The organism is Streptomyces justiciae (assembly GCF_015163075.1).
Taxonomy (GTDB): Bacteria; Actinomycetota; Actinomycetes; order Streptomycetales; family Streptomycetaceae; genus Streptomyces; species Streptomyces justiciae.
Genome location: NZ_JADDXU010000005.1, coordinates 346016 through 365738 on the forward strand (window position 1 = coordinate 346016; position 19723 = coordinate 365738).

20 protein-coding genes are annotated in these 19723 nt (G+C 70.0%); 12 read left to right on the forward strand and 8 right to left on the reverse strand.

The genetic code is table 11. From position 1 onward, the window contains the following. The first annotated feature begins 55 nt into the window (after positions 1–55). The 5 genes from atpA (at position 56) to IQ210_RS16940 (ending at position 5080) form a co-directional block, all read left to right on the forward strand. Complete coding sequence (gene atpA, locus IQ210_RS16920; protein WP_079311050.1) at positions 56–1645, forward strand: F0F1 ATP synthase subunit alpha; 1590 nt, start codon at positions 56–58, stop codon at positions 1643–1645. Between the two features lie 21 nt (positions 1646–1666). Next, entirely contained in the window at positions 1667–2584 is a 918-nt protein-coding gene (locus tag IQ210_RS16925) for a F0F1 ATP synthase subunit gamma (protein ID WP_194079840.1), read from the forward strand. Next, a complete protein-coding gene (atpD, locus tag IQ210_RS16930) occupies positions 2584–4020 on the forward strand; it encodes a F0F1 ATP synthase subunit beta (protein ID WP_194079841.1) in 1437 nt (478 codons plus the stop codon). Before IQ210_RS16925 ends, atpD begins: the two co-directional genes overlap by 1 nt. A 110-nt stretch (positions 4021–4130) precedes the next feature. Beyond that, on the forward strand, positions 4131–4505 hold the full coding sequence (locus IQ210_RS16935) for a F0F1 ATP synthase subunit epsilon (protein WP_046262507.1): 375 nt from the start codon (positions 4131–4133) through the stop codon (positions 4503–4505). A gap of 128 nt (positions 4506–4633) precedes the next feature. Beyond that, the gene (locus IQ210_RS16940) at positions 4634–5080 is read left to right on the forward strand and encodes a DUF2550 domain-containing protein (RefSeq protein WP_059192320.1); all 447 of its coding nucleotides are present in this window, start codon (positions 4634–4636) and stop codon (positions 5078–5080) included. An 11-nt stretch (positions 5081–5091) separates the two neighbouring features. Here the strand turns inward: IQ210_RS16940 and IQ210_RS16945 are convergent, their stop codons facing one another. The 3 genes from IQ210_RS16945 to IQ210_RS16955 all read right to left on the reverse strand — a co-directional run bounded on the left by IQ210_RS16945 (position 5092) and on the right by IQ210_RS16955 (position 8847). Then, entirely contained in the window at positions 5092–6921 is a 1830-nt protein-coding gene (locus tag IQ210_RS16945; RefSeq protein WP_194079842.1) for a glycoside hydrolase family 18 chitinase, read from the reverse strand. 118 nt (positions 6922–7039) lie between these two features. Continuing rightward, positions 7040–7681 carry a response regulator gene (locus tag IQ210_RS16950; protein ID WP_194079843.1) on the reverse strand — a complete coding sequence of 214 codons (642 nt, stop codon included), beginning with the start codon at positions 7679–7681 and terminating at the stop codon, positions 7040–7042. Continuing rightward, on the reverse strand, positions 7678–8847 hold the full coding sequence (locus IQ210_RS16955) for a sensor histidine kinase (protein WP_228047865.1): 1170 nt from the start codon (positions 8845–8847) through the stop codon (positions 7678–7680). The genes IQ210_RS16950 and IQ210_RS16955 overlap by 4 nt, the downstream gene beginning before the upstream one ends. A 152-nt stretch (positions 8848–8999) precedes the next feature. Between IQ210_RS16955 and IQ210_RS16960 the strand changes: the two genes are divergently transcribed. Further along, a complete protein-coding gene (locus IQ210_RS16960) occupies positions 9000–9533 on the forward strand; it encodes a hypothetical protein (RefSeq protein ID WP_194079845.1) in 534 nt (177 codons plus the stop codon). A 5-nt stretch (positions 9534–9538) separates the two neighbouring features. On the opposite strand, the gene IQ210_RS16965 is transcribed toward IQ210_RS16960, so the two are convergent. From IQ210_RS16965 to IQ210_RS16975, 3 genes are read right to left on the reverse strand one after another with little or no spacing between them, the layout of a single operon-like run. Continuing rightward, a complete protein-coding gene (locus IQ210_RS16965; RefSeq protein ID WP_194079846.1) occupies positions 9539–10111 on the reverse strand; it encodes a cob(I)yrinic acid a,c-diamide adenosyltransferase in 573 nt (190 codons plus the stop codon). A gap of 13 nt (positions 10112–10124) precedes the next feature. Further along, entirely contained in the window at positions 10125–10874 is a 750-nt protein-coding gene (locus IQ210_RS16970) for an ABC transporter permease (protein WP_194079847.1), read from the reverse strand. Between the two features lie 13 nt (positions 10875–10887). Continuing rightward, positions 10888–11670 carry an ABC transporter ATP-binding protein gene (locus IQ210_RS16975; RefSeq protein ID WP_194079848.1) on the reverse strand — a complete coding sequence of 261 codons (783 nt, stop codon included), beginning with the start codon at positions 11668–11670 and terminating at the stop codon, positions 10888–10890. Between the two features lie 80 nt (positions 11671–11750). Here IQ210_RS16975 and IQ210_RS16980 point away from each other — a divergent pair, with 80 nt between their 5' ends. The 4 genes from IQ210_RS16980 (at position 11751) to IQ210_RS16995 (ending at position 16646) form a co-directional block, all read left to right on the forward strand. Next, on the forward strand, positions 11751–12392 hold the full coding sequence (locus IQ210_RS16980; RefSeq protein ID WP_194079849.1) for a TetR/AcrR family transcriptional regulator: 642 nt from the start codon (positions 11751–11753) through the stop codon (positions 12390–12392). 137 nt (positions 12393–12529) lie between these two features. Further along, positions 12530–13378, forward strand: coding sequence for a 3-hydroxyacyl-CoA dehydrogenase family protein (locus IQ210_RS16985; RefSeq protein ID WP_194079850.1), 849 nt, complete (start codon positions 12530–12532; stop codon positions 13376–13378). Positions 13379–13539: 161 nt separating this feature from the next. Further along, complete coding sequence (locus IQ210_RS16990) at positions 13540–13863, forward strand: STAS domain-containing protein (RefSeq protein ID WP_059192313.1); 324 nt, start codon at positions 13540–13542, stop codon at positions 13861–13863. A 275-nt stretch (positions 13864–14138) separates the two neighbouring features. Continuing rightward, positions 14139–16646, forward strand: a complete 2508-nt coding sequence (locus IQ210_RS16995) for an ATP-binding protein (RefSeq protein WP_194079851.1) — start codon at positions 14139–14141, stop codon at positions 16644–16646. A gap of 78 nt (positions 16647–16724) precedes the next feature. Here IQ210_RS16995 and nucS read toward each other — a convergent pair whose 3' ends face one another. Beyond that, a complete protein-coding gene (nucS, locus tag IQ210_RS17000) occupies positions 16725–17396 on the reverse strand; it encodes an endonuclease NucS (protein WP_194079852.1) in 672 nt (223 codons plus the stop codon). 254 nt (positions 17397–17650) lie between these two features. Here nucS and IQ210_RS17005 point away from each other — a divergent pair, with 254 nt between their 5' ends. Next, positions 17651–18043 carry an SCO5389 family protein gene (locus IQ210_RS17005; protein ID WP_059192310.1) on the forward strand — a complete coding sequence of 131 codons (393 nt, stop codon included), beginning with the start codon at positions 17651–17653 and terminating at the stop codon, positions 18041–18043. Positions 18044–18125: 82 nt separating this feature from the next. Here the strand turns inward: IQ210_RS17005 and IQ210_RS17010 are convergent, their stop codons facing one another. Then, the gene (locus IQ210_RS17010) at positions 18126–19160 is read right to left on the reverse strand and encodes an LLM class flavin-dependent oxidoreductase (RefSeq protein ID WP_194079853.1); all 1035 of its coding nucleotides are present in this window, start codon (positions 19158–19160) and stop codon (positions 18126–18128) included. A gap of 223 nt (positions 19161–19383) precedes the next feature. On the opposite strand from IQ210_RS17010, the gene IQ210_RS17015 reads away from it, so the two are divergent. Next, a complete protein-coding gene (locus tag IQ210_RS17015; protein WP_059192308.1) occupies positions 19384–19713 on the forward strand; it encodes a hypothetical protein in 330 nt (109 codons plus the stop codon). Positions 19714–19723 lie beyond the last annotated feature (10 nt).

Consider the following 19723-nt stretch of genomic DNA (forward strand, 5'->3'; position numbering starts at 1 on the left):
CCCCCAGACCCCCAAAGTGAAACTTCGGGCCCAACAAGGAGAGCAGGGAACCCAGATGGCGGAGCTCACGATCCGGCCGGAGGAGATCCGGGACGCGCTGGAGAACTTCGTCCAGTCGTACAAGCCGGACGCGGCCTCGCGCGAGGAGGTCGGTACGGTCACCCTTGCCGGCGACGGCATCGCGAAGGTCGAGGGTCTGCCCTCGGCCATGGCCAACGAACTGCTGAAGTTCGAGGACGGCACCCTCGGCCTCGCGCTCAACCTGGAAGAGCGCGAGATCGGCGCCATCGTCCTCGGTGAGTTCAGCGGCATCGAGGAGGGTCAGCCGGTCACGCGCACCGGTGAGGTCCTGTCCGTGGCCGTCGGCGAGGGCTACCTCGGCCGCGTCGTCGACCCGCTCGGCAACCCGATCGACGGCCTCGGCGAGATCGAGACGTCCGGTCGTCGTGCCCTTGAGCTGCAGGCCCCCACGGTCATGCAGCGCAAGTCGGTGCACGAGCCGATGGAGACCGGCTACAAGGCCGTCGACGCGATGACCCCGATCGGCCGTGGCCAGCGTCAGCTGATCATCGGTGACCGTCAGACCGGCAAGACCGCCCTGGCCGTCGACACGATCATCAACCAGCGCGACAACTGGCGCTCGGGCGACGTGAACAAGCAGGTCCGCTGCATCTACGTCGCCATCGGCCAGAAGGGCTCCACCATCGCGTCGGTCCGCCGCGCGCTGGAGGAGAACGGCGCGCTGGAGTACACGACCATCGTCGCCGCCCCCGCGTCCGACCCGGCCGGCTTCAAGTACCTGGCGCCGTACACCGGTTCGGCCATCGGTCAGCAGTGGATGTACGAGGGCAAGCACGTCCTCATCATCTTCGACGACCTGTCGAAGCAGGCCGACGCCTACCGCGCCGTGTCGCTGCTGCTGCGCCGCCCGCCGGGCCGTGAGGCCTACCCGGGTGACGTCTTCTACCTGCACTCCCGTCTGCTGGAGCGCTGCGCCAAGCTCTCCGACGACATGGGTGCCGGCTCGATGACCGGTCTGCCGATCGTCGAGACCAAGGCCAACGACGTCTCGGCGTTCATCCCGACCAACGTCATCTCCATCACCGACGGCCAGTGCTTCCTGGAGTCGGACCTCTTCAACGCCGGTCAGCGCCCCGCGCTGAACGTCGGTATCTCCGTCTCCCGAGTCGGTGGTTCCGCGCAGCACAAGGCGATGAAGCAGGTTTCCGGCCGTCTCCGCGTGGACCTCGCCCAGTTCCGTGAGCTGGAGGCGTTCGCCGCCTTCGGTTCCGACCTGGACGCCGCGTCGAAGGCGCAGCTGGAGCGCGGTCAGCGCATGGTCGAGCTGCTCAAGCAGGCTCAGTACCAGCCGATGTCCACCGAGGACCAGGTCGTCTCCGTCTGGGCCGGCACCACCGGCAAGATGGACGACGTCCCGGTCGCCGACATCCGCCGCTTCGAGAAGGAGCTCCTGGAGTACCTGCACCGCAAGGAGCAGGGCCTCATGACCTCCATCCGCGAGGGCGGCAAGCTGTCGGACGACACCCTCACCGCTGTTGCCGACGCGATCGCCGACTTCAAGAAGCAGTTCGAGACCTCGGACGGCAAGCTTCTCGGCGAGGACGCCCCGGCCGCCGCCAAGTGACGTAAGGAAGGGACCTGACTCATGGGAGCCCAGCTCCGGGTCTACAAGCGTCGCATCCGATCCGTCACCGCGACCAAGAAGATCACCAAGGCGATGGAGATGATCGCCGCCTCGCGCGTCGTCAAGGCGCAGCGCAAGGTGGCGGCCTCCACGCCGTACGCGACCGAGCTCACCCGCGCGGTCACGGCGGTCGGTACCGGCTCGAACACGAAGCACCCGCTGACCACGCAGGCCGAGACGGTCACGCGGTCCGCGGTGCTGCTCCTGACGAGCGACCGTGGTCTCGCCGGTGCCTTCAACTCCAACGCCATCAAGGCCGCGGAGCTGCTCACCGCGCGCCTCGAGGCCGAGGGCAAGCAGGTCGACACGTACATCGTCGGCCGGCGCGGTCTGGCCCACTACAACTTCCGCGAGCGCAAGGTCGCGGAGTCGTGGTCGGGCTTCACCGACGAGCCCACCTACGCGGACGCGAAGAAGGTCGCGGGTCCGCTGATCGAGGCCATCGAGAAGGAGACGGCGGACGGCGGCGTGGACGAACTCCACATCGTCTACACCGAGTTCGTCTCGATGATGACGCAGACGGCGGTCGACTCCCGACTGCTGCCGCTCAGCCTCGAAGAGGTCGCCAAGGAAGCTGCGCCCAAGGGCGAGATCCTTCCGCTGTACGACTTCGAGCCGTCGGCGGAGGACGTCCTCGACGCCCTGCTGCCGCGCTACGTCGAGAGCCGTATCTACAACGCGCTGCTCCAGTCGGCTGCCTCCAAGCACGCCGCCACGCGCCGCGCGATGAAGTCGGCCACCGACAACGCAGGAGAGCTCATCACCACGCTCTCCCGACTTGCCAACGCGGCCCGCCAGGCCGAAATCACCCAGGAAATCAGCGAGATCGTCGGTGGCTCCGCAGCCCTGGCCGACGCGACCGCGGGGAGTGACCGCTAATGACCACCACTGTTGAGACCGCGACGGCCACGGGCCGCGTCGCCCGGGTCATCGGCCCGGTCGTCGACGTGGAGTTCCCCGTCGACGCGATGCCCGACATCTACAACGCCCTTCACGTCGACGTGGCCGACCCGGCCAAGGACGGCGAGAAGAAGACGCTGACCCTGGAGGTTGCCCAGCACCTGGGTGACGGCCTGGTCCGCACCATCTCCATGCAGCCCACCGACGGTCTGGTCCGCCAGGCCCCGGTCACCGACACCGGCGCCTCCATCACGGTCCCGGTCGGCGACTTCACCAAGGGCAAGGTGTTCAACACCCTCGGTGAGGTGCTGAACGTCGACGAGCAGTACGACGGCGAGCGCTGGGGCATCCACCGCAAGGCCCCGAACTTCGACGAGCTCGAGTCGAAGACCGAGATGTTCGAGACCGGCGTCAAGGTCATCGACCTTCTCACCCCGTACGTCAAGGGTGGAAAGATCGGTCTGTTCGGCGGTGCCGGCGTCGGCAAGACGGTGCTCATCCAGGAGATGATCTACCGCGTCGCCAACAACCACGACGGTGTCTCCGTGTTCGCCGGTGTCGGTGAGCGCACCCGTGAGGGCAACGACCTCATCGAGGAGATGTCGGACTCGGGCGTCATCGACAAGACCGCCCTGGTCTTCGGTCAGATGGACGAGCCCCCGGGCACCCGTCTCCGTGTGGCCCTGGCCGGTCTGACCATGGCGGAGTACTTCCGCGATGTGCAGAAGCAGGACGTGCTGTTCTTCATCGACAACATCTTCCGCTTCACCCAGGCCGGTTCCGAGGTGTCGACCCTGCTCGGCCGTATGCCCTCCGCGGTGGGCTACCAGCCGAACCTGGCCGACGAGATGGGTCTCCTCCAGGAGCGCATCACCTCGACCCGTGGTCACTCGATCACCTCGATGCAGGCGATCTACGTCCCCGCGGACGACCTGACCGACCCGGCCCCGGCCACCACCTTCGCCCACCTCGACGCGACGACGGTTCTGTCCCGTCCGATCTCCGAGAAGGGCATCTACCCGGCCGTGGACCCGCTGGACTCCACGTCCCGCATCCTGGACCCGCGGTACATCGCGCAGGACCACTACGACGCCGCCATGCGCGTCAAGACGATCCTGCAGAAGTACAAGGACCTTCAGGACATCATCGCGATCCTCGGTATCGACGAGCTCGGCGAGGAGGACAAGCTCGTCGTCCACCGTGCCCGTCGCGTGGAGCGCTTCCTGTCCCAGAACACCCACGTCGCCAAGCAGTTCACCGGCGTCGACGGGTCGGACGTCCCGCTGGACGAGTCGATCGCGGCCTTCAACGCGATCTGCGACGGCGAGTACGACCACTTCCCGGAGCAGGCGTTCTTCATGTGCGGTGGCCTCGAGGACCTCAAGGCCAACGCCAAGGAGCTCGGCGTCTCCTGAGCCTCGCGCTCTGACGAGGGGGCGGGGTACGTCCCGCCCCCTCTTTCACGCCCATTAGACTTGTAACCAACACCCGGTGACCCCGCCGGGTGGTGACCCGAGGAGCCACCTTGGCTGCTGAGCTGCACGTCGCGCTGGTCGCGGCCGACCGAGAGGTCTGGTCCGGCGAGGCCACCCTGGTCGTCGCGCGCACCACGTCCGGCGACATCGGCGTCATGCCCGGTCACCAGCCGCTGCTCGGTGTGCTGGAGTCGGGCCCGGTGACCATCCGTACGAGTGATGGTGGAACGGTCGTCGCCGCGGTGCACGGCGGTTTCATCTCGTTCGCGGACAACAAGCTGTCGCTGCTGGCCGAGATCGCCGAGCTGTCGGACGAGATCGATGTCCAGCGCGCCGAACGCGAGCTGGAGCGCGCGAAGGCGGAGGGTGACGCCGCCGCCGAGCGTCGCGCGGACGTACGCATCCGCGCGGCGGCGACGCGCTAGCCTGCGCGAGACCGTATGACGTCACTCAGCCGCGGCTGGGACCGGAGAAATCCGGCCCCGGTCGCGGCTGAGGCGAATGTGGATGTTTTTTCCAATCCGTTACCGAGTAGACGAGGAGGTCGGTGTCGATGGTCCTCGCTCTGACTGTGTGCGGAGTCGTGGTCGCCCTGGTAGTGCTGGGACTGTTCGTCTTCGGCCTGCGCCGCAGACTCATCCAGCGCTCGGGCGGCACCTTCGACTGTTCCCTGCGCTGGGACGTCCCGGAGAAAACCGACACCAGCGGCAAGGGCTGGAGCTACGGCGTCGCCCGCTACAACGGCGACCGCATCGAGTGGTACCGCGTCTTCTCCTACGCCTACCGCCCGCGCCGCGTCCTGGAGCGCGCCGCGATCGAGGTCGCCGGCCGCCGACTGCCCGAGGGCGAGGAGGAGCTGGCGCTCCTGTCGGACGCCGTCGTCCTCACCTGCCTGCACCGGGGCACGCGCCTGGAGCTCGCCATGAGCGAAGACGCGCTGACCGGTTTTCTCGCGTGGCTTGAGGCAGCCCCGCCCGGTCAGCGCGTCAATGTCGCGTAGTACGGGTACCGCTAGCTGAGCCCGCTGTTGATGGCGCTCACCAGCTCACCGTTGGAGCTGTCGCCGCTGAACTCCCAGAAGAAGGCGCCGCCGAGGCCCTGGTTCTTGGCCCAGGTCATCTTGGTGCCGATCGTCGCGGGGGTGTCGTACGACCACCAGTTGCTGCCGCAGTAGGCGTACGCCGTGCCGCCGACGGTGCCGGTGGCGGGGCAGGACGTCTTGAGGACCTTGTAGTCCTCGATGCCCGCCTCGTAGGTGCCGGTCGCCGGACCCGTGGCCGTGCCGCCGGGAGCCGCCTGGGTGACGCCGGTCCAGCCGCGGCCGTAGAAGCCGATGCCGAGCAGGAGCTTGCTCGACGCCACGCCCTTTGCCTTGAGCTTGGCGATCGCGTCCGCCGAGTTGAAGCCGGCCTTCGGGATGCCGGAGTACGAGGTGAGCGGGGAGTGCGGGGCCGTCGGGCCGGTCTTGTCCCAGGCGCCGAAGTAGTCGTACGTCATCACGTTGTACCAGTTGACGTAGGCCGAGGCGCCGCCGTAGTCGGCCGCGTCGATCTTGCCGCCGCTGGAGGCGTCCGCGGTGATCGCGGCGGTGACGAGGTAGTCGCTGCCGAACTCCGAACGCAGCGCCGCCATCAGGTTCTTGAAGGCCGCCGCACCGGAGGTGTCGCAGGTCAGACCGCAGGCGTTCGGGTACTCCCAGTCGATGTCGATGCCGTCGAAGACGTCGGCCCAGCGCGGGTCCTCGATGACGGACTTGCAACTCGCCGCGAACGCGGCCGGGTTGGCGGCGGCCTGGGCGAAGCCGCCGGAGTAGGTCCAGCCGCCGAAGGAGTACAGCACCTTGATGTTCGGGTACTTGGCCTTCAGTTCACGCAGCTGGTTGAAGTTGCCGCGCAGCGGCTGGTCCCAGGTGTCGGCGACGCCGCTGACGGACTGGTCGGCGGTGTAGGCCTTGTCGTAGGCGGCGTAGGTGTCGTCGACGACGCACTTGCCGTCCTTGACGTTGCCGAACGCGTAGTTGATGTGCGTGATCTTCGAGGCGGAGCCAGAGGTCACCAGGTTCTTGACGTGGTAGTTGCGGCCGTAGACGCCCCACTCGGTGAAGTAGCCGAGCTTGACCTTGTCGCCGGTGCCGGGGTCCGGGTCGGTGCCGCCGCCGGTGGTCTTCACGGAGACCGCGCCGCTGACCGGGCCGGTCTGGTCGGCGGTGTCGCGGGCCTGGACGGTGTAGGAGTACGAGGTGCTGGCGGTCAGGCCGGTGTCGGTGTACGAGGTCGTCGTCACCGTCGCGACCTTGGTGCCGTTGCGCAGGACGTCGTAGTTCTTGACGCCCTTGTCGTCGGTCGCCGCGCTCCAGGTCAGCTTCACCGAGGTGTCGGTGATGCTCGACGCGGTGGGGGTGCCGGGGGCGCTGGGTGCGCTGTCGCTCGGGTTGGTGGTGCCGCCGTCACAACTGCCGCCGTTGAGCTTGCAGTTGGAGGGGGAGCCGGTGCCGGAGCCGTTGAAGCCGAAGGAGACGGAGGCGCCGGGGGCGAGGGTGCCGTTCCAGGACTTGTTCTTGGCGGTCCAGTGGGTGCCGGACGAGGTGACGTCGGCGTCCCAGGCGGAGGTGACCGAGGTGCCGGAGGGGTAGTCCCACTCCACGGTCCAGGAGCTGAGGGTGGTGTCGCCGGTGTTCTTGACGGTCCACTTGCCTTCGAAGCCGGTGCCCCAGTCCTGGGTCTTGGCGAAGGTCGCGGTCGCGGATGTCGCCGCCTCGGCGGGACTGGCCAGCCCGACCAGTCCGGCGAAGGGGAGCAACAGCGTCGCGAACCCTGCTGCGGCTCTGTGTCTGAAGCGCATACCGCGCCTCCTTCTCGGGGATGGGGGCACGACTGAGCCTTCGTACCCACGGTGCCGCGAGAATAGAAAGGTCTGGACCACGGGTCAATAGGTCTGGACCACTCTCGTATGCAACCGCTCAGACACCCAACTCCTGCGCGAGGACGGCCGCTTGGACCCGGCTCCGCAGCCCCAGCTTCCCCAGGAGGCGGCTGACGTGCGTCTTCACCGTCGCCTCCGCCATGTCCAGACGCCCCGCGATGTCCGCGTTGGACAGCCCCTCGCCCAGGCAGGACAGCACCTCGCGTTCACGGCGGGTGAGGGAGTCCAGGACCGCCGGGTCCGCGCTCGACTGCCGTACGGGCTTCGCCGCGAACTCGGCGATCAGCCGCCGGGTGACGGCCGGGGCCACGATGCCCTCGCCGCGGGCCACCGTACGGACGGCCTCGACGAGGTCCCTCGCCTCCGTGTTCTTCAGCAGGAACCCGGCCGCGCCCGCCCGCAGCGCCCCGAAGACGTACTCGTCGAGGTCGAAGGTGGTCAGCACGAGGACGTCCGCGAGCCCCTCCTCCGTGACCATCCGGGTCGCCGACACCCCGTCCAGACGCGGCATCTGCACGTCCATCAGGACGAGATCCGGCCGCAACTCCCTTGCCAGCGCCACCGCCTGCTCCCCGTCGGCGGCCTCACCGACCACCTCGACGTCGGGCGCGCTGCGCAGGATGAGGACGAGCCCGGCACGGACGGCGGACTGGTCCTCGGCGACGAGCACACGAATCATGCGGAGTCTCCATCGGTGAGGGGGAGGGCGGCGCGTACGGTCCACAGGGCACCGTCGGGTCCGGCTTCGAACGTGCCGCCCAGCAGCGCGACCCGCTCCCGCATGCCGACCAGACCGGCGCCGGAACCGGGGGCGCGCGGGCCGTCCCGGTGGCCGTACGGGCTGGTCACGAGCACGCCGAGGGAGCCGTCGCGGCGGGCGAGGGCGACGGTGACGCGGCCGGGGCAGGCGTGCTTGAGCGCGTTGGTCAGGGACTCCTGGACGATCCGGTAGGCGGCCAGCTCGACGGGGGCGGGCACGGTCGTGCCCTGCTCGGCGTCCAGCGTCACGTCGAGGCCGTTGGTGCGGGCGTCCTCGACGAGGGCGGCGAGGCCGTCGAGGGTCGGGACGGCGCTCGGCTCCTCGTCGCCGTCGCGCAGGATGCCGATCAGCCGGCGCATCTCCGCCAGCCCCTTGACGCTGTTCTCGCGGATGACACCGAGGGCCTCCGCGGAGGTCTTCGGGTCGTCCAGGGACAGTGCCGCGGTGGAGTGGATCGCGATCGCGGACAGGTGGTTGGCCACCATGTCGTGCAACTCCCTTGCCATCCGGGCGCGTTCGGCGGTGACGGCCTGGGTGCGGTCCATCTCGGCGAGCAGCGCGGTCTGTTCGGCACGCAGCCGCGCCGCCTCGGCGGCGTCACGGTGGTTGCGGACGATCCAGCCGGTGGCGGCGGGCCCGTACGCCACGACGCCGACGACCACGCCGATCAGCAGCGCCTCCGGCACCCGCCACACCGCGAACGGCACCAGCGTCGCGACCACCGTGAGCAGACCGGTGATCCACTGGATGCGGCGGGCGGAGGCGAGCGGGCCGTACAGGACGGCCGCGTAGACGAGGTCGGTGAACATCAGCACCGACGCCAGGCTGCCCTGGGTCACCACGTCCGCGCAGATCGCGACCGTGCCGGTCAGCAGCGCCGCCCGGGGTGCCGCCCGGCGCAGCAGCTCGCAGCAGGCCAGCACGGCGAGCGGCACCAGCACCGGCCAGGGGCCGTCGAAGAGAGTGATGGGGTCACTGGACGGCCGGGTGGCCAGTCCGAAGAGCACCAGCAGCAGGCCGCCGAGCAGCCCGCCGCCCGCGATGTACGCGTCGAAGCGGTGCGGGCGGGGCGGTCGTACGGCCATGTCCCCATGAAACACGGCCGCCGCGCGGCCCGCCTGATCCCCGGGGACGGTCCTGGACTGCATCTTTCGATGTACGGCGAGTTCGTCGTCGGCGACGACGAAAGCGGGGGGTCGCGGCCCGAACCTGGGAGACGAGGGAAGGGAGCGGGTTCATGATCGTCGGACTGATCGTCGCGTGCGAGGTGGCGTTCTGGGTGCTGCTGGCCGCCGGGCTGGCCTTCCGGTACCTGCTGAAGATGCCGCGTACCGGGCTTGCTCTGCTTCTGTGCGAGCCCCTGCTGGAGCTCGTGCTGTTCACGGTCACCGCGATCGACCTGCGCAACGGCGCCGAACCCGACTGGAAGCACGGCCTGGCCGCCGTCTACATCGGCTTCACCGTGGGGCTCGGCCACGCCACGATCCGCTGGGCCGACGCCCACTTCGCCCACCGCTTCGCGGGCGGCCCGCCGCCGGTACGGCCGCCGAAGTACGGCACGGCCCGCGCCGTCCACGAGTGGAAGGTCGCGGGCCGCTGGGTCGTCGCCGCGGTGGTCGCCATGGCGCTGCTCCAGGCCGCGATCTGGTACGTGGGTGGCGACGGCGGGACCGACTCACTGCGGGCGTGGCAGCAGCGGATGCTCTGGCTGATCGGCATCAACGTCGTCATCGCCGGCAGCTACACGCTGTTCCCCAAACGCGAGCGCTAACGCTGTCAACGCTCCCCGCCGGGCACCCACAGCACGTCCCCGACGCCCTTGTTCGCCGTCCGCGCCAGGATGAACAGCAGGTCGGACAGGCGGTTGAGGTAGGTCGCGGTCAGCGGGTTCATCACCTCGCCGTGGACCTCCAGCGCGGCCCACGTCGACCGCTCGGCCCGTCGTACGACCGTGCAGGCCTGGTGCAGCAGGGCCGCGCCCGGCGTGCCGCCCGGGAGGATGAACGACCGGAGCTTCTCCAACTGCTCGTTGAAGTGGTCGCAGTCGGCCTCCAGCTTGTCGATGTAGAACTGCTCGACGCGCAGGGGCGGGAACTCCGGGTTCTCGACCACGGGCGTGGACAGGTCGGCGCCGACGTCGAACAGGTCGTTCTGGACGCGCGTGAGGACCTTCACGACCTCCTCGGCGAGCCCGCCCAGCGCGATCGCCGTCCCGATCACCGCGTTCGCCTCGTTGGCGTCGGCGTACGCCGAGATCCGCAGGTCGGTCTTGGCGACCCTGCTCATGTCGCCGAGGGCGGTGGTGCCCTGGTCGCCGGTCCTGGTGTAGATGCGCGTCAGATTGACCATGCGACCAGCGTAGTTATGCCCCGGCCGTCCGGAACACGCGTGTGCCCACTGTCACGGCGAGCGCCGAGAAGCCGAGGGCGACCAGCACGCCGTACGCCATGTGCGCGGTCGCGTACTCGCCGACGTACGCGTCCCGCATCGCGTCCACCAGATAGCGGAACGGCATGAAGTGGGAGAGGACGTCCAGCCAGGCAGGGCCGAGTGTCATCGGGAGCATCAGTCCGGACAGCAGCATCGACGGCATCGACACGGCGTTGATGAGCGGGCCGAACTCCTGGGGTGTGCGGACCTTCATCGCCACCGCGTAGGACAGCGAGGCGAGCGAGACGGTGAGCAGCCCGACGAAGGCGAAGCCGATCAGGATGCCGACGAGCGGCGCCCGGAGTCCCATCGCCAGCGCGGCCAGCACCAGCAGCACCGCCTGGAAGACGAAGACCGTCGCGTCCCGCAGCACCCGGCCGAGCAGCAGCCCGAGCCGGCTGACGGGCGTGACCCGCATCCGGTCGACGATCCCCGACCCCTTCTCCAGGATGATCATGAACCCGGCGAACAGGGCCCCGAACAGCCCGAGTTGCAGGAGCAGCCCCGGCACCAGGACCTGCCACGAACTGCCCTGCCCACCGAGCGGCAGATCGGTCAGCAGCGGGCCGAAGAACAGCAGGTACAGCAGCGGCATCAGCACCCCGAAGAGCAGCGCGAAGCGCGAGCGCAGGGACTGGCGCAGATAGCGGCCGTAGATGAGCGCGGTGTCGTGGAGAAGCATCTTCCAGGGATTCCTATACGGCTACGGGGGCGGCGTCGGCCTCAGGCGCACTGCGACCGGTGATGGCGAGGAACGTGTCCTGGAGCGTGGCGTCGATCGAGCCGCCGTACTCCAGCTTGAGCGCGCTCGGCGTGCCCTCGGCCACGACGACGCCCTGGTCGACGATCACCAGGCGGTCGGAGAGGGCGTCGGCTTCGTCGAGGTAGTGGGTGGTGAGGAAGACGGTCGTGCCGTGCTCGGCGCGCAGGCGCCGGATCAGGTCCCACAGGTCGGCGCGGCTGCCCGGGTCGAGGCCGGTGGTCGGCTCGTCGAGGAAGAGCACCTTCGGGCGGTGGGTGAGGGCCATCGCGATGTCCAGGCGGCGGCGCTGGCCGCCCGACAGCTCCCCGCACCTGCGCTCCAGCAGCTCGGTCAGGCCGAGGTCGCGGGCCAACTCCTCGGCGCGGTCGGCGGCCTGGGTCTTGGTGAGCCGGTAGAGCCGCCCCTGGGTGACCAGTTCCTCGCGCACGCTGATCTGCGGGTCGACGCCGCCGGACTGGGCCACGTATCCGCAGGCCCGGCGCACTCCGGCCGGGTCGGTGGCGAGGTCGTGCCCGGCGACGGTGGCGGTGCCGCCGGTCGGGGCGAGCAGGGTCGTGAGCATCCGCAGGGTGGTGGTCTTCCCGGCGCCGTTCGGGCCGAGGAAGCCGAGGATCTCGCCCTCGCGGACGGTGAGGTCGATGCCGCGCACGGCCGCCACGGGGCCGCGCTTGGTCTGGAAGGTACGGGCCAGTCCGGCCGTACTGATGACGGTCATGGCCCTAGAAAAACAGGGTCTCTTAAATTTTGCAACGGCCCCAAAATTTCATGGGCTCCAACGAAGCTAGGATGGTGACCATGGCAGAGGGGCTCAGGGAGCGGAAGAAGCGCGAGACGCGACAGCGGATCTCGGACATCGCCACCGGACTGTTCCTGGAGCACGGCTTCGTGACGGTGACCATCGCCGAGGTGGCCGAGGCAGCCGACGTCTCCGTCAACACTGTCTACAACTACTTCCCGGCGAAGGAGGACCTCTTCTTCGACCGGTCCTCCGGCGTCGTCGAACAGCTCTCGCGCTGGGTGCGCGCCCGGGACGCGGGCGAGTCCGCCGCTCGTGCGGTGCTGCGTGAACTGCGCGGTGAGATCGAGGCCGTCTCGCCCCGGCTCGGCCTCATGGAGGGCTATGACCGCTTCATGCGCTGCATCCACGAGGCCCCGCCGCTGCGTTCACGGCTGTGGAGCCTCCAGCAGGAGATCCACGACCACCTCGAAGCCACCCTGCGCGAGGAGACGGGCGCCGACGCCGCCGACCCGCTGCCGGGTCTGATCGCCGGTCAGATCGCCTGGGTGCACCAGGAGGTGTTCGTCCGTATCGGGCGAGACATGGTCGCAGGGCGCAATCCGGACGAAGTGTCGCGTGAGGTACTGGTGTACCTGGACGACATCGAGGAGCTGTTGAGCGAGAAGGTGCTCAACTACGCCGTACGAGACCCCTCGTGACGTCTGCCGGTGTGATGTCCGTCAGATGAGACGTGACGCGCATTACTTACCGGTCACACAGCCCCTCACGAGCGCTAGGGTCCGCCGGAGAGGCAACTTAAACAGCGTGTAAGGCGTTCAAAAGGGGAGTCGCAACAGTGGCACGGAAGCTTGCCGTCATCGGCGCCGGCTTGATGGGTTCCGGGATCGCCCAGGTCTCCGCGCAGGCGGGCTGGGACGTCGTCCTGCGGGACGTCACCGACGAGGCTCTCAAGCGTGGCACCGACGGCATCAAGGCCTCGTACGACAAGTTCGTGAGCAAGGGCAAGATGGAGGCGCACGACGCCGACGCCGCCCTCGGCCGGATCACCGCGACCACCGATCTGGACGCCGCCGCGGACGCCGACATCGTCGTCGAGGCCGTCTTCGAGAAGCTGGAAGTGAAGCACGAGATCTTCCGCGCGCTCGACAAGATCGTGCGGGCGGACACCGTCCTCGCCTCCAACACCTCCGCCATCCCGATCACCAAGATCGCGGCGGCCACCGAGCACCCCGAGCGGGTCGTCGGCGTGCACTTCTTCTCGCCGGTGCCGATGATGCAGCTCGTCGAGCTGGTCCGCGGCTACAAGACGAGCGACGAAACCCTCGCCACCGCGCGGGAGTTCGCCGAGTCCACCGGCAAGACCTGCATCGTCGTCAACCGTGACGTGGCCGGCTTCGTGACCACCCGGCTCATCTCGGCGCTCGTCGTCGAGGCCACCAAGCTCTACGAGTCGGGCGTCGCCACCGCCGAGGACATCGACCTCGCCTGCAAGCTGGGCTTCGGGCACGCCATGGGCCCGCTCGCCACGGCCGACCTCACGGGCGTCGACATCCTGCTGCATGCCACCAGCAACATCTACACCGAGTCCCAGGACGAGAAGTTCGCTCCGCCGGAGCTGATGCGCCGGATGGTTGACGCCGGTGACATCGGTCGCAAGAGCGGGCAGGGCTTCTACACGTACTGAGCAACGCCCGAATTCACATACGCCTCTCAGGCGTCACACCGAGGGGTGAATTCGGTATCGGTTCGCTTACAGACGGCAACCTCTGACCGCCTCGCGCAGTCAGAGGTTGCATCACCGGACATCACATTCGCGGAGCACGAGACGCACCACGGGGAGCGCATATGTTCATCAGGGGCGACCACGTCGAGCTGGTCGTCGGGGGCCGCCTCGACGTCCGCAGCGCGGCGGACGCCCGTACGGTCCTGCACTCGGCCGTCGACGACGGAGTCGGCGATCTCGTGCTCGACCTGTCCGAGCTCGACTCCTGGGACGCCACCGGACTCGGGGTGATCATGGGGGCCCACCGCAGGGCCGGCCGCTGCGGCCGACGCCTGGTGCTGCGCGACGTACCGCCGCAGATGCAGCGCCTACTGGTGGCCACGCGGCTGCACCGGATCCTGGCGATCGAGGGCGGCATCGGGGTGGAGTCGCTGCCCCGGGTGTGAACCCTTGTGTGCATGCGGTGTGAGCGTCCGGTGTTGCGATGGTGAAAGGCGCGTCGCGCACAATCCTCACGAGACTGTGACGTCTCGGACGGCGCGGTACCCCGGACTGTCGTAGATACTGTGCGAAGGTTTAGGGTTCGGTCGCCCGCTGAGTGAACATCCCTGAACGAGCGGGCCCGGACCAGAAGCGACAGCGCGGTGTGCAGCAGGCCGGAGGGGGCCTGGGTCCCGAAGGACCCACGACACACGAGACGCTTTTGGGGGGCTTGAAACCTATGGACCCGAACACCCGGGGACCCGAGGAGTACGGCCACGACGGTGACGGCAGCTCGTCGCGCCAGCGTCCGCCCAGGGACCCGCTCACACCCGACTTCGGCCAGAGCACACCCGCCCTGGCCCGCACCGTGCAACTGGTCGCCGGCGACCACCTGCTCACCGTCAACCCCGTCGACGGCAGCGAGATAGAGGCCTGCCCGCCGGGCGAACGGCCCGCCCGGCCGCAAAAGCTCAGCGCCGCCGAGCGCGCCGAGACCGACCGCGCGGCCCGCCCGCCGGTCCCGCCCGGCCCGACCCCGCCCCGGCTGCCGCTGCTGGCCCGCCAGGACGAGCGCGAGCGCCTCGTGCGGCTGCTCGCCCGCGGCCGCTCCGTCCGCCTCACCGGCCCCGCCGGATCGGGCCGCACCAGCCTCCTCGACGTCGTGGCCGAGGACTGCTCGGACCTCGCCCCCGACGGCGTCGTCCGCCTGAGCGGCTTCCACCGCAGCGCCGACGACCTCCTCCACGACCTCTTCTACGCCGTCTACGACGCACCCCTGCACCGGCCCGGACACGAGGACCTGCTCGCCCTCGTGCGGGAGATCGGCGCGGTCGTCGTCCTCGACGACGTCGAGTTCGGCGGCACCGCGCTCGACGACCTGCTCGACGCCACCCCCGAGTGCGCCTTCCTCGTCGCCGCGACCCCGGACGTGCCCGCGCCGTCCGCCGACTCGGCCCTCGAAGAGGTCTTCCTCGGCGGCCTGGACCGGGCCGGGGGAGTGGAGCTCCTGGAGCGTGCCGTCGGCCGGGTCCTCACCGAGGACGAGGCCAACTGGGCCGGCGACCTCTGGTTCGAGTCCGAGGGCCTGCCTCTGCGGTTCGTGCAGGCCGGTGCCCTGCTCCGGCAGCGCGACGAACTGCGCGCCAGCGCCGACGCCTTCGACGAGTTCGGCGTCTTCCAGGGCGCCCAGGTCGACGCCCCCTACGAGGCCGGCGACGGTCACGACGTGCCGCTGCCCTCCCTCGCCGAGGGTGCCGCACCGGCCGCGCTGCTCGCCGGCCGGCTCAGCGACTCGGGGCGCGCCGCCCTGCGGTTCGCCGTGGCACTCGGCGGCGAGGTGCCGCACCAGGCCCATCTGCCCGCCCTCGTCGGCGACACCCACGCCGACGCCGCACTCGGCGAGCTGCTGAGCTGCGCCCTGATCACCCCGGTCGGCGCCCGCTACCGGCTCGCCGCGGGCGTCCGAACCCAGCTGGAGAGCGCCGGATACGGCGACGACACCGAGGACCGCGCTTTGGCCGCGGCCCGGCACTACGCCTGGTGGGCCGGGCATCCCTCGGTCACGCCCGAGCGGGTGTGCGCCGAGGCCGACGCCGTGCTCGCCGCCCTCACCGTGCTCGTGCCGGTCGCGGAGCCGCCCGCCGAGGGCGAGGAGAACGTCACCGTCCAGCTGGCTCGCACCGCCGCGCCCGCGTTCGCCGCCGGGCTGCACTGGAGCGCCTGGGAGCGCACCCTGCGATGCGGCGCCGAGGCCGCCCGGGTCTCCGGCGAGGTGGGTGAACAGGCCTACTTCCACCACGAGTTGGGTATCCTCGCGCTCTGCGCCGGCGAGCTGGACCGGGCCCGCGCCGAGCTGGAGGCCGCCATCGCGCTGCGCGGCGCCCTCGCCGACAAGCGCGGCACCGTCGCCGGCCGCCGTGCCCTCGCCCTGGTCTCCGACCGGTCCGGCACACCGCTGGGCATCACCGCGACCGCAGGCGAGGAGGTGTCCGACGCCCGCCACGAGGAGTCGCAGTCGCCGCCCGGCGGCATCCCGGCCTTCCCGCCGCTCCAGCCGCCGAACGCCCCCTCGACCCTGGTCACCCACCGGGCCGCGGCCCCCACCCCCGCCGTGCCCAACCGCAAGGCCCGCGGCGGCCTCAAGGGCCTCGCCCGGCGCAACCTCGTCGCGGCCGGCGCGGGCGCGCTCCTCGCGGCCGTGCTCGGCACGGTGGTGACGCTCGGGGCGACGTCGAACAACGACGCCGACAACCCGTCCGACAAGGTCGGCGTCAACCCGTCGGCCAGCCAGGGCGCGGACGACGGCAGCCTCGGCGCCGACGTGCCGAAGAACGACGACGGCAAGGGCGACACCGGCACGGCCACCAGCCGCCCGACCGACCCGGGCCCGGACGGCACGTTCGGTACGTCGGACGACCCGACGCCGACGGAGAGCGCGGAGCCTTCGGACGATCCGAGCGGGACGAAGTCGCCCACGTCGAAGCCGCCGTCGTCGACGACCAAGCCGCCGTCGACCTCGTCGTCGCCGACCAAGACGCCGACTTCGCCCACGCCTACTCCGACACCGACCGAGCCCTCGGGTTCGCCGACGCCGACGACCAGCCCTACGCCGGAGCCGTCGACCACGCCGTCCACGTCCGACTCCGCCAGCGGCCCGGCCTCCTCCAGCGCACCGGCCAGCGCGTCGGAGAGCAGCGGCGCCGGGACGCCGAGCACGTCGGGTTCGGCGTCGGGCGCGGTCATCTGACGCGCCCGCACCAGCAGTGAGGGCCGGGTTCCGTGCGGGAACCCGGCCCTCGTCGTCGTAGAGCCTCGAAGGCCGCTGTCAGAACAGCCGCAGCTTGTCGTCCTCGATGCCGCGCAGGGCGTCGTAGTCGAGGACCGTGCAGCCGATGCCGCGGTCCGTGGCGAGGACGCGGGCCTGGGGCTTGATCTCCTGGGCGGCGAAGATGCCGCGGACCGGGGCGAGATGCGGGTCGCGGTTCAACAGCTCGAGGTAGCGGGTGAGTTGCTCGACGCCGTCGATCTCGCCGCGGCGCTTGATCTCGACCGCGACGGTCTGGCCCTCGGAGTCCCGGCAGAGGATGTCGACCGGGCCGATGGCGGTCATGTACTCGCGGCGGATGAGGGTGTAGCCGTCGCCGAGGGTCTCGATGCGGTCGGCGAGGAGCTCCTGAAGGTGTGCTTCCACGCCGTCCTTGATCAGGCCCGGGTCGACGCCCAGTTCGTGCGAGGAGTCGTGGAGGATCTCCTCCATCGTGATGATCAGCTTCTCGCCGGCCTTGTTGATGACGGTCCAGACGCCCTCTTCGTCGCCGGCGCCCTCCTTCAACGTGCAGGGCGGCGACATCCAGTTCAGGGGCTTGTAGGCCCGGTCGTCCGCGTGGATCGAGACGCTGCCGTCCGCCTTCACGAGGATCAGACGGGGCGCGGACGGGAGGTGGGCGGTGAGCCGGCCCGCGTAGTCGACGGAGCACCGGGCAATGACGAGACGCATGGTGGGCAACGCTACTCGACGGCGCGCCGTCGAAGCGATTCGGCCCGTAGCACCCGGAACGACCCTTGTTCGTTTGTGGCCGATTGTGTGCCCATTGGGGACCCTCTATGTACGCAATCTCCTGGTGCCGTCACGGTCCGTTGCCTACCGTAGTAAACGGGAGGTCGCGAGGCATGTACTCAGCGTGTTCGGCGTCGCGGACTCCCTCATCTGTCCGGCAACCCCTGTTGCTTGGGGGTGCGAGAGGAGAACCCATGTCGCTCGACGTCTCACCGGCCCTACTCGAGAAGGCCGAGCGAGGCGAGGTCGACGAAGCGGAATTCGTCGACTGCGTCCGGACCTCCCTGCCCTACGCATGGGAGATGATCAGCTCCCTGGTGGCCCAGCTGAAGGTCGACGGCGGTGCGTTCGCCGACAACCAGACGCCCCCGCCGGACGAGCAGGCACGCGGTCAGCTGCTGCGTGCGCTCGCGAGTGACGCGATACGCGGCGCGCTGCAACGGCACTTCGGGGTACGGCTGGCCTTCCAGAACTGCCACCGGGTGGCGGTGTTCCCGCTGGACGCCTCGGTGGACGAGACGTTGGCCCGCTTCACCTCGGTCCGTAGTCAACTGCTGAACCAGTCCCCGGAGTTCCGGGACTGCTGACGCAGCGAGCCGTTCGCTTGCCGCTCCGTACGCGGGAGGTGCATTCAGTACAGGGGCGGCAAGCTCTGCGCGGGGCCCACGGTCAGCCGAGGTGGGGGAGCACCTCGGCGCCCAGCCGTCGTACGTTCTCCTCGGTGGCCGCGAGGTCTCCCGAGCCCTCGACGAGGAGGGCGAAGCGGGAGATGCCGGTCCGCTCGCTGGTGGCGGCGAGCCGGTCGGCGCACAGCCGGGGAGTGCCCACCGGGTGCAGCCCGCAGAGCAGTTCGGTGTACGCCACCGGGTCGCGCATCGAGCGATGGCGGCCGTCGACCGTCACATGGGCCTCGAGCCCCTGCCGCAGCCAGCCCGGCATCGCCTTCACCAACGCCTCCACGGCGTCCGTGCGCTTGTCCGCGATCTGGCAGACGCCGGCGGAGACATGGGCCGCGTGCGCGATCTCGTCCGGGGAACGGCCCGCCGCGCGCGCCTGCTGCCGCCACAGGCCGACCATCTCCGCCTTCTCCTCGTCCCCGACATGCATCCCGAGCAGCATCGGCAGCCCACGCTCGGCCGCGAGCTTCACGCTCGCCGGGGAGGTGCACGCGACGACGACCTCCGGTCCCGGCCCGGCCTCCTCCGCGAGGGACTCCGACGGGCGCGGTACGACGGGGACCTCACGGAAGCGGTAGCGCTCGCCGTCGGCCGCGACGGACGGTTCGCGCAGCCAGCGCACCAGCAGATCGAGTGATTCCGGGAACCCCTTCTCGTAGGCCGCGAGCCCGGACCCGAACACCTCCAGGTCGACCCACGGCCCGCCGCGCCCGACGCCCAGCGAGAAGCGCCCGCCCGAGGTGAGGTGCAGCAGCGCGGCCTGCTCGCCCAGGGCCACCGGGTGGGCGGTGGGCAGCACGCTGACGGCGGTGCCGACGCGGAGCCGGCGGGTGCGGCCCAGCAGTAACGCGGCCAGGGTGATCGCGGACGGGCAGGTGCCGTACGGCACGAAGTGGTGCTCGGCCAGCCAGACCGAGTCCAGACCCGCTTCCTCGGCGACCTCGGCCGAGCGGACCGCGCGGTGCAGCGCCTCCCCCTGGCCCTGTCCCGGGAACTGGGCCGCCAACACGAAACTTCCAACGCGCATGTGCTTTTCCTGCTTCCTTGGCTCCGACGCGGAGCTCCCCCACCCGGCATAACCGTCTGACACGTGCCGAGGACACGGCCTGGCGAAGAGATTTGCGGATTGTCTGCCGAATGCGGCGTCCGCGTGGGGGACTTGTGGGGGTTGGTGCCCTTCGCGTACCCCCGTCCGCGCCGCGTAGGCTGGACACGGCCCGTGCTTCCTGTATAGCCCCGAGAGGTGTTCCGTGTCCCCGCGTCGCAACCGACCCAAGGGTTCCGATTCCGGCCGGAGCGCCGAGGACGACCGGTCCGGCCGGTACGGCGGCTGGCAGTCCACGGAGAGCTGGCAGGGCGAGGAGTGGAACGTCCGTCATGTGGCGGGCGCGAGTTCCCAGGGCAAGTCCTACCGCTGCCCGGGCTGCGACCAGCTGATCCCGGACGGCGTCCCGCACGTGGTGGCCTGGCCGGACCACTCCGGGGTGGACGAGCGCCGGCACTGGCACAAGGCGTGCTGGAACGCGAAGGACCGCCGCACCACACGGGTGCAGCGGTCCAGGAACGCGCCGAAGTTCTGAGGCTGCTACG